A 13,826-nucleotide genomic window follows, 5' to 3' on the forward strand; every position below is an offset into this window, starting at 1 on the left:
AAGTGGTCGGTGACCTCGCGCTGCACCTCGTCGGCGCGGGCGTGGACCCCAAGGAGTTCGAGGCCGACCCCGGCCGGTTCGACGTGCCGGCCTCGGTCATCGGGTTCCTGCGCGGCGAGCTGGGCGACCCGGCCGGTGGCTGGCCGGAGCCGTTCCGCACCAAGGCGCTCGAGGGCAGGCCGCCGGCACCCGAGCCGCCGGCACTGTCCGAAGAGGACCACGCAGGCCTCGCGGACGACCGGCGCGCCACGCTGAACCGGCTGCTGTTCCCCGCGCCCGCCAAGGAGTTCCTGACGCACCGCGAGCAGTTCAGCGACACGTCCGTCCTGGCGAGCAAGGACTTCTTCTACGGGCTGAAGCCGAGGATCGAGTACCCGGTGGATCTGGAGCGGGGCGTGCGGATGCTGATCGAGCTGGAGGCGATCGGCGAGGCGGACGAGCGCGGCATGCGGACCGTCATGGCCAAGCTCAACGGGCAGCTGCGCGCGACCCAGGTGCGGGACCGCTCGGTGGCGTCGGACCTGCCGGTGGCCGAGCGGGCGGACCGGAGCAACCCCGGTCACGTCGGCGCGCCGTTCGCGGGCGTCGTGACGCTCACGGTGTCCGAGGGCGACACCGTCGAGGCCGGCGAGACGGTGGCGACGATCGAGGCCATGAAGATGGAGGCGTCGATCACCGCGCCGAAGGGCGGCACCGTCCAGCGCGTGGCCATCGGCTCGGTGCAGCAGGTGGAAGGCGGCGACCTGCTGGTGGTGCTGTCGTAGCTCGCCTCGCTGGGCCGGTTCCGAGTGGACCGGCCCAGCATTGTTATCCGCCGCGTCTTTCGGAAGTTATTGTTTTGTGATATGATGCGGAAAGGCTGGGTAACGTACCGGAAGTGACCTCCGAACTGCCCAGCCAAACCGCGTTGACCGCTGCCGCCGCCCGTGCGGCTCACCTCGTCGTGGACGCCGAGCCGCACATCTTCGTCGATCCGCTCGCCGCCCAACTCCTCGGTGACCGCGCCCAGGAGCTGCTGGCCTACCACGAACTCCACGGCGAGCACCCCGTCCTCGCCGGCGCGCGAGCCCAGGTCACGTGCCGGAGCCGGATCACCGAGGACCTCGTCGACGGTTTCGACCGCTACGTCGTCCTCGGTGCCGGGCTCGACTCGTTCGCCTACCGCTCGGCCGGCGTCGAGGTCGTCGAAATCGACCGGCCTGCCACCCAGGAATGGAAGAGGCGGGCGCTGGAGCGGGCCGGGATGGCGGTTCCGGAGAACGTGACCTACCTGAGCTCGGTCGACCAACTGGCACAAGCGGGCCGGACGCTGGTGAGCTGGCTCGGCGTCACCATGTACCTCACCGCCGGCGAACTGGAGCACACCCTGGCCGCCCTGCCGCCGTGCGAGCTGGTGGTCGACCACATGCTGCCCGAAGGCCTCCGGGACGCGGCCGGCAACGCCTACGTCGAGGCCGTCGCGCCCGTGGCCGCCGGGCACGGGGAGCCCTGGCGGTCGTTCCTCTCGCCCGACGAGATGGCCGCCTTGCTGGACAGGCACGGGTTCGCGGTTGTGCGGCACCGGTGGCAGCGGGACGTGCCCGGCATGCTGGACCGCACCGACGCGTTGCGGCCCGCCGCGCTCTCGGTCATCACCCACGCCAGACACCGGTTATCGTGACATGAGTGGTTAGCCAGAAGGTGCCGCCGTACGCGGTGCGGGTCGGCGGCACCCTCCTGCCCAAACCCCTCTCCGGGCATCCCGCGCTGGAGCTGTGCAACACGCTCGCCGGGTGGAACGAGCCGCCCGAGCACCGCCACGAGTGGCTGCACACCCCCGACGACCTCGCCAGCTGGGCCCAGTTCGCCGGGCTGGTCGAGCGGCGGCCAGCCGTGGACGACACGGTCCTGACAGAACTCCGCGAGCTGCGGGCGCTGGCCTACCGCCTGCTCCGCCACCGCGACGAGACCGCCTTCCCCGCGCTGGCCGAGAAGGCGAACGAGGCCAACCTCCTGCGCCGGCTCACCCGGGCGGGGGGCTTCCGCCTGCCGCCGGGGGACGACCCGCGGCTGCCGGTCCACGCGGCCGCGCTCGCGGTCGCGGACCTGCTGTCCCGGCCGGCACGCGACACCGTGAAGGCCTGCCCGGGCGAGGGCTGCGGCTGGCTGTTCCTCGACCCGCGCGGCCGCCGCACCTGGTGCACGATGGCCGTCTGCGGCAACCGTGCGAAGGTCCGCGCGCACGCCGCCCGCAGGCGAACCGACGAGAACCCCTGAGCGCCCTCGCGGGCGATCGGGAGATGCGCCCGACTGGGGCAACGCTCCGCGGCGGCACGAGAAGAGGCCAGGGCACCGAGGCCGCTCCCGGGCGCCGCCGTCCGGGTGCTCGCCCGGCGCCGCTAGGCGGCCGAGTCGTCGAGCGCCGTCCGCAGCGCCTGTTCGAAGACCTCGACCGGTTGCGCGCCCGAGACACCGTACTTGCGGTCCAGCACGAAGAACGGCACGCCGTTCGCGCCGAGCTGGCGGGCCTCGCGGATGTCGGCCTCGACGTCGGCGGTGTACTGGTCGCTGGTCACGACGGGCCGCGCGCCCTCGACACCGACCTCCTCGGCGAGCCGCACGAGGGTGTCCACGTCGTTGAGCGTCTCGCCCTCGACGAGCTGGGCACGCATGAGCCGCTCGTGCATCTCCGGGCCGAGCCCCTGGGACTTCGCGTGGTGCGCGAGCCGGTGCGCGTCGAAGGTGTTGACCATGACACCGCGGTCGTAGTCGTACTTCAGCCCCTCGACCTCGGCCAGCGCCGTCACCCGCGCGGTCATCTCGCGGACCTGGTCACGGCCGCCGCCGAACTTCTCGGCCAGCGCGTCGTAGACCGGCACGGCCTTGTCACGCGGGAACTCCGGGTCGAGCTGGAAGCTCTTCCACTCGACGTCGACCTCGTGGCCGAAGCTCGCGAGCGCGGACTCCAGCCGCCGCTTCCCGATGTAGCACCACGGGCAGACGATGTCCGACCAGACCTCGATCCTCACAGCGCGCAGCTCCCGTCCTCGCACACGGGCACGTCCTCGTTCCCGAGCGACACCAGCACGGGCACGCCCCGCGAGTCCTCGGCCGGCACCTGCTCAGCGACAGTCGTTTCGTCCATACCGTGAACCAACCGCGACCTCCCGGCCCGCATTCCCGCTCCAGAGCCCCGAGGGCTCAGGGCCAGGCCGGGTCGCTCGTCAGCACGGTCAGCCGTTGCGTCGCGCGGGTCAGGGCCACGTACAGCGTCCGCGGGCCGGTGGTCGACTCGGTCACGAGCTCGGTCGGCTCGGCCAGTACCACCGCGTCGTACTCCAGGCCCTTGGCCTCCAGGCCGTCGACGATGTGCAGCCGCTCGTCGGTGACCGCCGCCAGCTCCGAGCGCGCCCACGCGAGCCGGGCGGACGACGTGATCACGCCGACCGTGCCGTCCATCTCGTCCAGCAGCTGACGGGTCGCCACCCGCAGTGCCTCGGCCAGCTCGGCCGGGTCGAGCACCCGCACCGACGGCTTCACGCCCGTGCTGCGGACCGCCTGGGGCAGCTGGCCCGGCGTCGCGACGTCCGTCACCACCTGGGCGGCCAGCTCGAAGATCTCCGCCGAGTTGCGGTAGTTCGTGCGCAGCTGGAACTGCCGGCGCTGGGTTCGGGCGCCGAGCGCGGACGTGCGTGCCGACTCCGCCTCGGCGGGGTCCGGCCACGAGCTCTGCAGCGGATCGCCGACGACGGTCCAGCTCGCGTACTTGCCGCGCCGCCCGACCATCCGCCACTGCATGGGGGACAGGTCCTGGGCCTCGTCGACGACGATGTGCGCGTACTCCTCGTAGTGCTCGCCGCGCCGCGGCGTCGACCACTCCTGCCGCTCGGCCCGCAGCCGGCGCCGGTGCCGCTTGGGCGGCGGGCCGAGCAGTACCCGCAGCTCGTCGAGCAGGGCGACGTCCGCGACCGTCGGGCCCTTCGCCGGGTCCGCCCAGGATGCGACGAGCAGGTCGATCTCGGCGGCGGTCAGCGACCGGCCGGCGGCGTGGGCGAGCCGCTCGCGGTCGGCCAGGAGCCGCAGCGCCTCCCACTCCGTGAGGATCGGCCAGAACACGACCACGAACCGGTGGAAGTCGATCCGCTCGCCGAGCTCGGTGATCAGCTCGTTGCGGTCGAACCCGAGCCCGTAGCCCTCCGCCTTGCGCCACAACGCGTCCAGCAACGCCTCGGCCGCGTCCACCCTGGACTGGTTCGGCGGCCGGCCCATCGCGTGCACGGCCCGGCGCACCTTGTCGAGGTCGCGGGCGTCGAGCTTGAGCACCTCGCCGCGGTAGGTGACGCGCAGCTCGGCCGGCACGTCCGGCGGGGTCTCCCGCAGTACCCGCTTGAGCACCCTGCGCATCCGCAGCGACCCCTTGACCCTGGCCACCTCGGCGGGGTCGGCGCCGGTCGCGCGCACGCCGTCGAGCACCTCGCCGAGCGAGCGCAGCTCGACCGTGTCCTCACCCATCGAGGGGAGGACACGCGAGATGTACGAGGTGAACGCCGGCGACGGGCCGATGACCAGCACGCCGGAGCCGCCCATGCGCCGCCGGTCCCGGTAGAGCAGGTAGGCGACCCGGTGCAGGGCGACGGCGGTCTTGCCGGTGCCGGGGCCGCCGGTGATCTCGGTGATGCCCTTCCACGGCGCGCGGATCGCCTCGTCCTGCTCGCGCTGGATCGTGGCGACGATGTCGCGCATCCTGTCGCCGCGGGCGCGGGTGAGCGAGGCCATGAGCGCGCCCTCGCCGACCACGGCCATGCCGGCCGGTCGCTTCTCGGGCGCCAGCAGGTCGTCGTCGATGTCCACAACGGACTGACCGGTGGACCGGATGACCCGGCGCCGCACCACGTTCATGGGCTGCTCGGCCGTGGCCTGGTAGAAGGCGGCCGCCGCCGGCGCGCGCCAGTCGGTGACCAGGTTGTCGAAGTTCACGTCCCGGATGCCGAGCCGGCCGACGTACATGGTCTCGCCGTCGGTGTCGTCGAGCCGGCCGAACACGAGACCCTCGTGCTCGGCGTCGAGGCTGCGCAGGATCTGTGTGGCGTGGCGCACCATCACGTCCCGCTCGAACAGCATGGCCGCCTGTTCGAAGATCGCTTCGTTGCGGGCGCCGTGCGCGAGCTGGTCGCCCCTCCTGCGCATGGCCCGAGCCTCGTTGCGCATCTCGTCGACGCGCTTGTAGACGACGTCGACGTGGGCCTGTTCGACCGCTATCTCGGTCTGCCTGTCGGAAAGCTGCGACACGCACACTCCCCGGTGTTGCCGCGTGTGTGGATGGGAAGAGCGAGCCTACGCGAATTCGGCGAGCAAGGGGTGGACACCCTGTTCGATTGCCCATTGAGACCATGGGGATGTGACGAGGATCGTGGCCGGCGCCGCCGGCGGCCGACGGCTGGCCGTACCGCCCAAGGGCACCCGGCCGACGTCGGACCGCGTGCGGGAGGCCCTGTTCAGCGCGGTGGAGTCCGCTGTGGACCTGTCGGCCGCGCGGGTGCTCGACCTGTACGCGGGCACCGGGGCGCTGGGACTGGAGGCGCTGTCGCGCGGTGCTGGCTTCGCCCTGTTCGTGGAGTCCGCACCGGCCGCGCTGGCCGTGCTGCGCAAGAACATCACGGCGGTCGGCCTGCCGGGCGAGGTACGCGCGGGGAAGGTGGCCGCGGTGCTCGCCTCGGGCACCGCGTCGCCGTTCGACCTGGTGTTCCTGGACCCGCCGTACGCGGTCACGGACCTGTCGGGCGAGCTGCGCGCGCTGGTGTCGGGCGGCTGGGTCGGACCCGACTCGGTGGTGATCGTGGAGCGGTCACGCCGTGCCGGGGCGGTGGTGTGGCCAGAACCACTCGTGGAGCTGCGGGTCAAGCACTACGGCGAGACCTCGCTCTACTGGGCGCGAGTGGCGTGACCAGCACCACCGCCGGCAGGTGGCCGCCGTGGCGGACTGATAGCTTTCGCCCATGAGGCGTGCCGTCTGCCCCGGTTCCTACGACCCGCCGACCAACGGCCACCTGGACATCCTGGAGAGAGCCGCCGGCCTGTTCGACGAGGTCACCGTGGCGGTCCTGGTCAACCAGAACAAGAAGGGCCTGTTCACGGTCGAGGAAAGGCTGTCGCTGCTCGCGGAGGCCATGTCCCACCTCCCGAACGTGCGGGTCGACTCGTGGCACGGCCTGCTGGTCGACTACTGCCGCCAGCACGACATCCAGGCCATCGTGAAGGGCCTGCGCGCGGTGAGCGACTTCGACTACGAGCTGCAGATGGCGCAGATGAACCAGCAGCTCACCGGCGTCGAGACCCTGTTCATGCCGACCAAGCCCGAGAACAGCTTCCTGTCCAGCTCCCTGGTCAAGGAGGTGGCCACCTACGGCGGCGACGTCCGGCACCTGCTGTCGGACAAGGTGCACCAGCGCCTGGTGGAACGCCTCGCGCGCAACGGCTAGAGCACCAGCTTCATGCCCACGTGGGTGGCCTCGAAGCCCAGCCGCTCGTAGAAGCGGTGGGCGTCGCGCCGGCTGGCGTCGGTGGTCAGCTGGACCAGGGCGGCGCCCCGGGAGCGGGCCGCCTCGATGGCCCACTGGATGAGCGAACCGCCCAGCCCGTTGCCCCGCTGGTCCGAACGCACCCGCACCGCCTCGATCAGGACGCGGGTCGAGCCGAGCCGGGACAGCCCGGGGACGAACGTGAGCTGCAGCGTCCCCACCACCTCGCCCTCGGCGACGGCGACCGCGAGGAACTGCCGGGGATCGGCGTCGATCTCGGCGAAGGCCGAGGCGTAGGCGGCGTCCCCGGGCCGCTCCCGCCGCGCCCCCAGCGGATCGTCGGCGAGCATGGCCACGATCGCCGGCACGTCCGCGGCGACGGCACGCCTGATCTCCACCATGGCCCCATTCAAGACCAGGCGATCACACACTGACACACCGACCAGCGGAACCTCCACCACCGACCCCGCGGGAAACGGCAGACTAGGGGGTGCGGTGAAGGAGGGAGACGCACGTGTACAAGGTCTTCGAGGCCCTCGACGAGCTGGTGACGATCGTGGAGGAGGCACGCGGTGTGCCGATGACCTCGAGCTGCGTCGTGCCCCGCGGCGACATCCTCGAGCTGCTGGACGAGGTGCGGGACGCGCTGCCCACGGAGGTCGACGACGCGCAGGACGTGCTCGACCGCTAGGACGAGATCGTCGGCCAGGCCGAGCACCAGGCGGAGCAGACCATCAGCAAGGCCAACCTGGAGGCCGAGCAGACCGTCGCGGAGGCCCGCGCCGAGGCGCAGCGGATCGTCGCCGAGGCGCAGGCGCACGCGGAGCGGCTGGTGAACGACGCACGGGGCGACGCGGACCGCACCATCGCCGCGGGGCAGGCCAAGTACGACGACCTCGTCAACCGGTCCCAGGTCGAGGCCGACCGGATGATCCAGGCCGGCCGGGAGTCCTACGAGCGGTCCGTCCAGGACGGCCGCATGGAGCAGGCGCGGCTCGTCGCGGAGACCGAGGTCGTGCAGGCCGCGCACCTGGAGTCCGCCCGCATCCTCGACGCGACGGCCGACGAGTTGACCCGCCAGCGCGGCGAGTGCGACGAGTACGTGGACGGCAAGCTCGCCGAGTTCGCCGACCTGCTGTCGCACACGCTCCGCACGGTCAGCAAGGGCCGCGCGCACCTGCGGTCGGGTGCGGCCCTGCCGCCGACCGCGCCACCCCCGCCGGCCCCGGAGCCCGCCTCGGTCGCCCCGTTCGATTACTCGGCCTGATCCGCGTAAGCTGATGGGCGAGCACTGTTCGAAACAGGCCGACGGGCCGCACCTCGTCCAGGCGGGTGTCGTTGCCAGCCGAGGTCGGCCGACCTTGTGAGTGGTGCTCGGAGCATTCGCGGAATTTTCTCGAAGCAAGGACCCCACGTACAGCCATGTCCGAACAACGCAACAGTCCGTGGGTCGTCGACACCAGGGAACTGGGCCGCCGGCCCGGTCTCTCCCGCAGGGCCGAGCGGATCGTCGAGGCCCGGGACGCCCTCGGGGTCGAGGGCGTCATCGCCGTGCCCAAGGGCGCGAAGATCGAGCTGGACGTGCTCCTCGAGTCGGTCGTGGAGGGCGTGCTGGTGACCGGCGCGGCCGTCGCGCCGGTGGCGGGGGAGTGCTCGCGCTGCCTCGACCCGATCTCGGCCGACGAGCACGACGTCGAGGTCGAGTTCACCGAGCTGTTCGCCTACCCGGACAGCATCACCGAGGAGACCACCGACTCCGACGAGGTCTTCCGCCTGGTCAACGACAACATCGATCTTGAACCGGTGGTGCGGGACGCGGTGGTGCTGGCGCTGCCGGCGGCGCCGCTGTGCCGCGAGGACTGCCCGGGGCTGTGCCCGGACTGCGGCGGAAGGTGGGCCGATCTCGGTCCCGATCACCGGCATGAGACGATTGACCCTCGCTGGGCCGCGCTCACGGAGCGGTTCCGCACAGATCGTGACGCCTGAGCGCTGTCCGATCACCACCAGGATCGTTTGAAGGAGAAGCAGTCGTGGCCGTCCCCAAGCGGAAGATGTCGCGTTCGAACACGCGCTCGCGCCGGTCCCAGTGGAAGACCAGTGCGGTCCACCTGGTGGAGTGCAACAACCGGGCCTGCCGCAAGCCCAAGCCGCAGCACGTCGTCTGCCCGCACTGCGGTCAGTACGCCGGTCGTCAGGTCACCGAGCCGGCCTGACGGTAGGTAAACGGTGGCGAGTAGGGCGGCGAGGGGTCCGACGGCCGACCCCAAGAAGCTGCTCGAGGCGCTCGGCGTCGAACTGGGCCCCGAGCTGCTGAAGCTTGCCATGACCCACCGCTCGTACGCCTACGAGAACGGTGGGCTGCCGCCCAACGAGCGTCTCGAGTTCCTCGGCGACGCCGTGCTCGGCCTCGTCGTGACCGACCACCTGTACACGGCGCACCCGGACCTGCCGGAAGGTCACCTGGCGAAGCTGCGGGCGAGCGTGGTCAACATGCACGCGCTGGCCGGCGTCGCCCGCGGCCTCGGCGACGAGGGGCTGGGCGCGCACCTGCTGCTCGGCAAGGGCGAGGAGCTGACCGGCGGCCGGGACAAGGCGAGCATCCTCGCCGACGGCATGGAGGCCGTGATCGGCGCCGTCTACCTCGAGCACGGCATCGACGTCGCCCGCACGCTCGTGCACCGGCTGTTCGACCCGCTGCTCGCGGAGGCGCCGCTGCTGGGCGCCGGGCTCGACTGGAAGACGTCGCTGCAGGAGCTGACGGCGTCGGCGAGCCTCGGTGTGCCCGAGTACCGCGTCCAGGAGGAGGGTCCCGACCACCGCAAGGAGTTCACCGCCACGGTGATCGTCGCGGGGCAGGACCGGGGCAGCGGGGACGGCACCACCAAGAAGGAAGCCGAGCAGAAGGCGGCCGAGGCCGCCTGGCGCACGCTGACCGAGCTGCTCAACGCCAGCAAGGCGAACGGCACCAACAAGCCACGCAGCGACAGGTCAGGCAGCTCCAGGCCCGGCGCCGACAAGGCCGGCACCGACAAACACGACGACCAGCGCGGTAGGTAGGGTGCCGGAGTTACCCGAGGTCGAGGTCGTCCGGCTGGGGCTCGACGAGCACATCACCGGCCGCACGCTGTCGAACGTCGAGGTCCACCACCCCAGGGCCATCCGGCGGCACCTGCTGGGCGCCGGTGACTTCACCGGCCGGCTCGCGAACCGCAAGGTCGTGGCCACGCGGCGGCGCGGCAAGTACCTGTGGCTGGAGCTGGCCACCGACATGGACCCGGATCTCGCCCTGCTCGCGCACCTCGGCATGAGCGGTCAGCTGCTGATCCAGCCGGCGTCCGCCCCGGACGAGAAGCACCTGCGGGTGCGGTTCCGCTTCGCGGACGACGGTCCCGAGCTGCGGTTCGTCGACCAGCGCACGTTCGGCGGCTTCCTCGTCGACGACCTGGTGACGGTCGACGGAGCCGCCCTGCCGTCCGCCATCGCCCACATCGGGCGGGACCCGATGGACCCGCGGTTCGACGCGAAGGCGGCGGTCGCCGCGCTGCGGAGGAAGAAGACCGAGCTGAAGCGCGCGTTGCTGGACCAGACCCTGGTGTCGGGTATCGGCAACATCTACGCGGACGAGGCGCTGTGGCGGGCCCGCCTGCACTGGTCACGGCCCACCGAGACGCTGCCGTCGGCGAAGGCGGCGGAGGTCCTCACGGCGGCCACCGAGGTCATGCGCGAGGCGCTCGGCCAGGGCGGCACGTCCTTCGACGCCCTGTACGTCAACGTGAACGGGCAGTCCGGCTACTTCGACCGGTCCCTCGCGGTCTACGGGCAGGAAGGGCTGCCGTGCCCCCGGTGCGGCACGGCCGTCCGGCGCGAGCCGTTCATGAACCGTTCGTCCTACTTCTGCCCACGGTGTCAACGCCGCGCGCGGACGTGAGCCGGCAGCGCACCGGCCCGCTGTCCAGCACCTGCTCGTAGCGCCCGTCCGGGTCACGCGGGATGAAGCCCAGCTCGTCCAGCTCCAGCGGTCGCCCGGGCAGCGAGTCGACGGCGAGGAAGCGCAGCAGCCCGTCGAGCACCAGCTCCAGCTGGCGGTGGCTCAGTCGGTGGTTGTCCTCCGGGGAGATGTCCACGGCCAGCGGCGGCGTCATCCGGATCATCAGCAGGCCGATGTCACCGGAGCCGACGTCCGGCCGGAGCGAGCCCTCGTCGTGCGCCGCCTTCACCACGGCGGCCAGCGCGCCCTGGGACGCCTCGCGTGCGGCGTTCAGCTCGTCGTCCATCAGCACCCGGTCGTGCAGGACCGGCATGACCACGCCGATGCGGATGTCGATCGCCTCGTGCAGGTAGCGGGCCAGTGCCGTGAACGCGTCCGGTTCCTCCGCCAACGCCGCCTTCGCGGCACGCGCCGACTGACGGAGCACGTCAACCGCTACCTGCCGGAGTAAGACCGTCCGGTCTGGAAAGTGCCGGTAGAGGGTGGCTATGCCCACGCCGGCCCGCCGCGCGATGGTCTCCAGCGCGACGGTCGGCCCTTCCTCGACCAACAGGTCAACGACCGCGTTCAGAATGTGTTCGCGGTTGCGGAGCGCGTCGGCCCGGACGCGTCGCTGCTTCGGTATCTCTGTCATCGGAGTCCTTATCCGGAGGTACCCCCTACGGATAAGCACAGACTAACCGGTCTTTTCTTCATCGCCTAGTTGTTGGTGCAATAGGTTGCGGACCGCAACATCGCCCTCGCGTTCCGTGCGCGACCTCGGCGAGTCGGACGTACCGCCCAGGGCGCACACTGGCCTCGTGGTAGTCGAGACAGAGCCGGCCGACACGCCGCAGCGGGCCGGATCTCGCCGTGGCGAGCTGCGCATCTACTTCGGCGCCGCGCCGGGGGTCGGCAAGACCTACGCGATGCTCGGCGAGGCGCACCGGCGGCGCGAACGCGGCACCGACGTGGTCGTCGGGCTCGTCGAGACCCACGAGCGGTACAAGACCGATCGGCTGCTCGAGGGGCTGGAGACCATCCCGCGCCGGATCGTCCGCTACCGCGACATGGACGTCCATGAGCTGGACCTCGACGCGGTGCTGGCCCGCGAGCCGGAGGTGGCGCTGGTCGACGAGCTGGCGCACACCAACGTGCCCGGCTGCCGCAACGCCAAGCGCTGGCAGGACATCGAGGAGCTGCTCGACGCCGGCATCGACGTGCTCACGACGCTGAACGTGCAGCACCTGGAGAGCGTCAACGACGTGGTCGAGCGCATCACCGGGGTCCGCCAGCAGGAGACCGTGCCGGACGCGGTGGTCCGCGGCGCCGGGCAGCTGGAGCTGATCGACATCACGCCGGAGGCGCTGCGCCGCCGGCTGGCGCACGGCAACGTCTACCCGGCGCGCAAGGTCGACGCCGCGCTGAGCAACTACTTCCGGCCGGGGAACCTGACCGCGCTGCGCGAGATCGCCCTGCTGTGGGTAGCCGACCAGGTCGACGTGGCGTTGCAGCGGTACCGGGCCGAGCAGCGGATCACGGACACCTGGGAGACCCGGGAGCGGGTCGTCGTGGCGGTCACGGGCGGCCCGGAGACCGAGACACTGGTCCGCCGCGCCAGCCGGATCGCCGCGCGGGCGGGTGCGGAGCTGATGGTGCTGCACATCCTGCGCGACGACGGGCTGGAGGGCGCGTCGCCCACGGCCGTCGCCGAGATGCGGCGGCTCGCCAAGGACCTCGACGCCACGTTCCACACGGTGGTCGGCAGTGACGTGCCCGACGCACTGCTGGACTTCGCCCGCGGCGTGAACGCGACCCAGCTGGTGGTGGGGACCTCCCGCCGGTCGCGGCTCGCGCGGCTGTTCGACGAGGGCATCGGCGCGACCACCGTGCGGCGGTCCGGCCCGATCGACGTGCACATGGTCACCCACTCGGAGGCCGGCCGCGGCTGGCGCCCGCGCCCCGAGCACAGTCCGCTCGGCCTGCCGAGGCGGATCGCGGGCTGGCTGGCGGCCGTGCTGCTGCCGGCGCTCGCGACGGGCCTGGGCACCCTGCTCGACCGGCACGTGTCCCTGTCGACCGACGCGGTCGGCTACTTCCTGGTGGTCGTCACGGTCGCGTTGGTCGGCGGGCTCGGTCCGGCGCTGCTCGCGGCCGTGCTGTCCGGGCTGATGCTGAACTACTTCTTCACCGAACCCCTCTACACGCTCACCATCGCCGAGACCGAGAACTCGGTCACGCTGCTGGCCATGGTGCTCGTCGCCGCGCTCGTGGCGATCGTCGTCGACCGGGCGGCCCGGCGTTCGGTCCAGGCCGCCGAGGCGCGGACCGAGGCGGCGTTGCTGTCGTCCTACGCGCGGACGGTCCTGCTCTCGGCCGACCCGGTCGACCGGCTGCTCGAGAAGGTGCGGGAGAACTTCGGGTTGTCGTCGGTCGCGTTGTTGGAGAGGACGTCCGGCGAGTGGCGGCGGGTCGCGTACGTGGGGCCGTCGCCGTGCGACCAGCCCGACGAGGCGGACGCGGACGTGGTCGTGACGCCGGACGTGCACCTCGCGCTGCGCGGCCGCGCACTGCCGGCGGAGACCCGTGGCGTCCTGGAAACCGTTGCGGGACAGGCGTTGCTGGCGTTGCGGCAGCAGCGGATGGCGACCGAGGCCGCCGAGGCCAGGCGGCGCGCGGACACCACCGAGCTGCGCACGGCGTTGCTGTCCGCCGTCGGGCACGACCTGCGCACCCCGCTGACGTCGATCAAGGCGGCGGTCGGCAGCCTGCGCGCGCCCGACCTCGCGCTGTCCGAGGAGGACACGGCGGCGCTGCTGGCGGACGTCGAGGAGTCGGCCGACCGGCTGTCGGCCATCGTGGACAACCTGCTGGACTCGTCGCGGCTCGCGACCGGCGCGGTGCGGCCACGGCTGAGGTCGGTCACCTACGACGAGGTGGTGGCCCGCGCGCTGGCCGGGCTGGACGGCTGGTCCGCCATCGCCGTGGACGTCGACGAGCGGCTGCCGGCGGTCCGCGCCGACGTCGGGCTGTTGGTGCGGGTGGTGGCGAACGTGGAGGACATCGCCATCCGGCACGGCTCGCCCGGGTTGGACCGCGCGGTGCCGCCGGCCGAGCCGGCGATCGCGATCCGGGCGAGCGCGCACGAGGACCGGGTGGAGCTGCGGGTGGTGGACCACGGCAAGGGCCTGCCGAAAGGCGCGGCGGACGCTATGTTCACGCCGTTCGAGCGCCTCGGCGTGACGAAGAGCGGCATCGGGCTCGGGATGTCGGTGGCGAAGGGGTTCATGGACGCGATGGGCGGGACGATCAGGACCGAGGACACACCGGGCGGCGGCCTCACCGTGGTGCTGTCCCTGCCG

14 protein-coding genes and 1 pseudogene are annotated in these 13,826 nt (G+C 71.9%); 11 read left to right on the top strand and 4 right to left on the bottom strand.

Features of this window, described 5'->3' with window-relative positions:
• The 3 genes from ACJ73U_RS09970 to ACJ73U_RS09980 form a co-directional block, all read left to right on the top strand.
• Window positions 1-764: biotin/lipoyl-containing protein (locus ACJ73U_RS09970; RefSeq protein WP_407777269.1), on the top strand; the 764-nt coding region annotated here is incomplete at its 5' end.
• A 113-nt stretch (window positions 765-877) separates the two neighbouring features.
• On the top strand, window positions 878-1,660 hold the full coding sequence (locus ACJ73U_RS09975; RefSeq protein ID WP_407777270.1) for a class I SAM-dependent methyltransferase: 783 nt from the start codon (window positions 878-880) through the stop codon (window positions 1,658-1,660).
• Between the two features lie 5 nt (window positions 1,661-1,665).
• Complete coding sequence (locus ACJ73U_RS09980) at window positions 1,666-2,256, top strand: CGNR zinc finger domain-containing protein (protein WP_407777271.1); 591 nt, start codon at window positions 1,666-1,668, stop codon at window positions 2,254-2,256.
• A 122-nt stretch (window positions 2,257-2,378) separates the two neighbouring features.
• Here ACJ73U_RS09980 and ACJ73U_RS09985 read toward each other — a convergent pair whose 3' ends face one another.
• Window positions 2,379-3,008 (bottom strand): DsbA family protein, encoded by a 630-nt coding sequence (locus ACJ73U_RS09985; RefSeq protein WP_407777272.1) that lies wholly within the window; start codon window positions 3,006-3,008, stop codon window positions 2,379-2,381.
• A gap of 172 nt (window positions 3,009-3,180) precedes the next feature.
• Window positions 3,181-5,268 carry a HelD family protein gene (locus ACJ73U_RS09990; protein ID WP_407777273.1) on the bottom strand — a complete coding sequence of 696 codons (2,088 nt, stop codon included), beginning with the start codon at window positions 5,266-5,268 and terminating at the stop codon, window positions 3,181-3,183.
• Between the two features lie 109 nt (window positions 5,269-5,377).
• On the opposite strand from ACJ73U_RS09990, the gene rsmD reads away from it, so the two are divergent.
• Window positions 5,378-5,923: a 16S rRNA (guanine(966)-N(2))-methyltransferase RsmD gene (gene rsmD / locus ACJ73U_RS09995; protein ID WP_407777274.1), complete on the top strand. Its 546-nt coding sequence runs from the start codon at window positions 5,378-5,380 to the stop codon at window positions 5,921-5,923.
• A 52-nt stretch (window positions 5,924-5,975) separates the two neighbouring features.
• On the top strand, window positions 5,976-6,458 hold the full coding sequence (gene coaD / locus ACJ73U_RS10000) for a pantetheine-phosphate adenylyltransferase (RefSeq protein WP_407777275.1): 483 nt from the start codon (window positions 5,976-5,978) through the stop codon (window positions 6,456-6,458).
• On the opposite strand, the gene ACJ73U_RS10005 is transcribed toward coaD, so the two are convergent.
• Entirely contained in the window at window positions 6,455-6,898 is a 444-nt protein-coding gene (locus ACJ73U_RS10005; RefSeq protein ID WP_407777276.1) for an N-acetyltransferase family protein, read from the bottom strand. The genes coaD and ACJ73U_RS10005 overlap by 4 nt on opposite strands.
• A 113-nt stretch (window positions 6,899-7,011) precedes the next feature.
• On the opposite strand from ACJ73U_RS10005, the pseudogene ACJ73U_RS10010 reads away from it, so the two are divergent.
• From ACJ73U_RS10010 to mutM, 5 genes and pseudogenes are all read left to right on the top strand, one after another.
• A pseudogene (locus tag ACJ73U_RS10010) lies at window positions 7,012-7,764 on the top strand (DivIVA domain-containing protein).
• 155 nt (window positions 7,765-7,919) lie between these two features.
• Window positions 7,920-8,483, top strand: coding sequence for a YceD family protein (locus tag ACJ73U_RS10015; protein WP_407777277.1), 564 nt, complete (start codon window positions 7,920-7,922; stop codon window positions 8,481-8,483).
• Between the two features lie 44 nt (window positions 8,484-8,527).
• Window positions 8,528-8,710 carry a 50S ribosomal protein L32 gene (gene rpmF, locus ACJ73U_RS10020; RefSeq protein ID WP_324924838.1) on the top strand — a complete coding sequence of 61 codons (183 nt, stop codon included), beginning with the start codon at window positions 8,528-8,530 and terminating at the stop codon, window positions 8,708-8,710.
• A gap of 58 nt (window positions 8,711-8,768) precedes the next feature.
• Window positions 8,769-9,554: a ribonuclease III gene (rnc, locus tag ACJ73U_RS10025; protein WP_407777281.1), complete on the top strand. Its 786-nt coding sequence runs from the start codon at window positions 8,769-8,771 to the stop codon at window positions 9,552-9,554.
• A gap of 1 nt (window position 9,555) precedes the next feature.
• Complete coding sequence (mutM, locus tag ACJ73U_RS10030; RefSeq protein WP_407777278.1) at window positions 9,556-10,425, top strand: bifunctional DNA-formamidopyrimidine glycosylase/DNA-(apurinic or apyrimidinic site) lyase; 870 nt, start codon at window positions 9,556-9,558, stop codon at window positions 10,423-10,425.
• On the opposite strand, the gene ACJ73U_RS10035 is transcribed toward mutM, so the two are convergent.
• Window positions 10,370-11,119, bottom strand: a complete 750-nt coding sequence (locus ACJ73U_RS10035) for a TetR/AcrR family transcriptional regulator (protein ID WP_407777279.1) — start codon at window positions 11,117-11,119, stop codon at window positions 10,370-10,372. The two genes, mutM and ACJ73U_RS10035, sit on opposite strands and share 56 nt — an antisense overlap.
• 166 nt (window positions 11,120-11,285) lie before the next feature.
• On the opposite strand from ACJ73U_RS10035, the gene ACJ73U_RS10040 reads away from it, so the two are divergent.
• Window positions 11,286-13,826, top strand: a 2,541-nt coding sequence (locus ACJ73U_RS10040) for a DUF4118 domain-containing protein (protein ID WP_407777280.1), incomplete at its 3' end; no start/stop codon positions are given.

The sequence above is a fragment of the Actinophytocola sp. genome (assembly GCF_045807065.1).
In the GTDB taxonomy this organism is placed as follows: domain Bacteria; phylum Actinomycetota; class Actinomycetes; order Mycobacteriales; family Pseudonocardiaceae; genus Actinophytocola.

Coding starts and splice junctions, on each gene's coding strand:
- ACJ73U_RS10005 (WP_407777276.1), bottom strand. CDS start 6,898: ATGGTGGAGATCAGGCGTGCCGTCGCCGCGGACGTGCCGGCGATCGTG.
- coaD (WP_407777275.1), top strand. CDS start 5,976: ATGAGGCGTGCCGTCTGCCCCGGTTCCTACGACCCGCCGACCAACGGC.
- ACJ73U_RS10035 (WP_407777279.1), bottom strand. CDS start 11,119: ATGACAGAGATACCGAAGCAGCGACGCGTCCGGGCCGACGCGCTCCGC.
- ACJ73U_RS10015 (WP_407777277.1), top strand. CDS start 7,920: ATGTCCGAACAACGCAACAGTCCGTGGGTCGTCGACACCAGGGAACTG.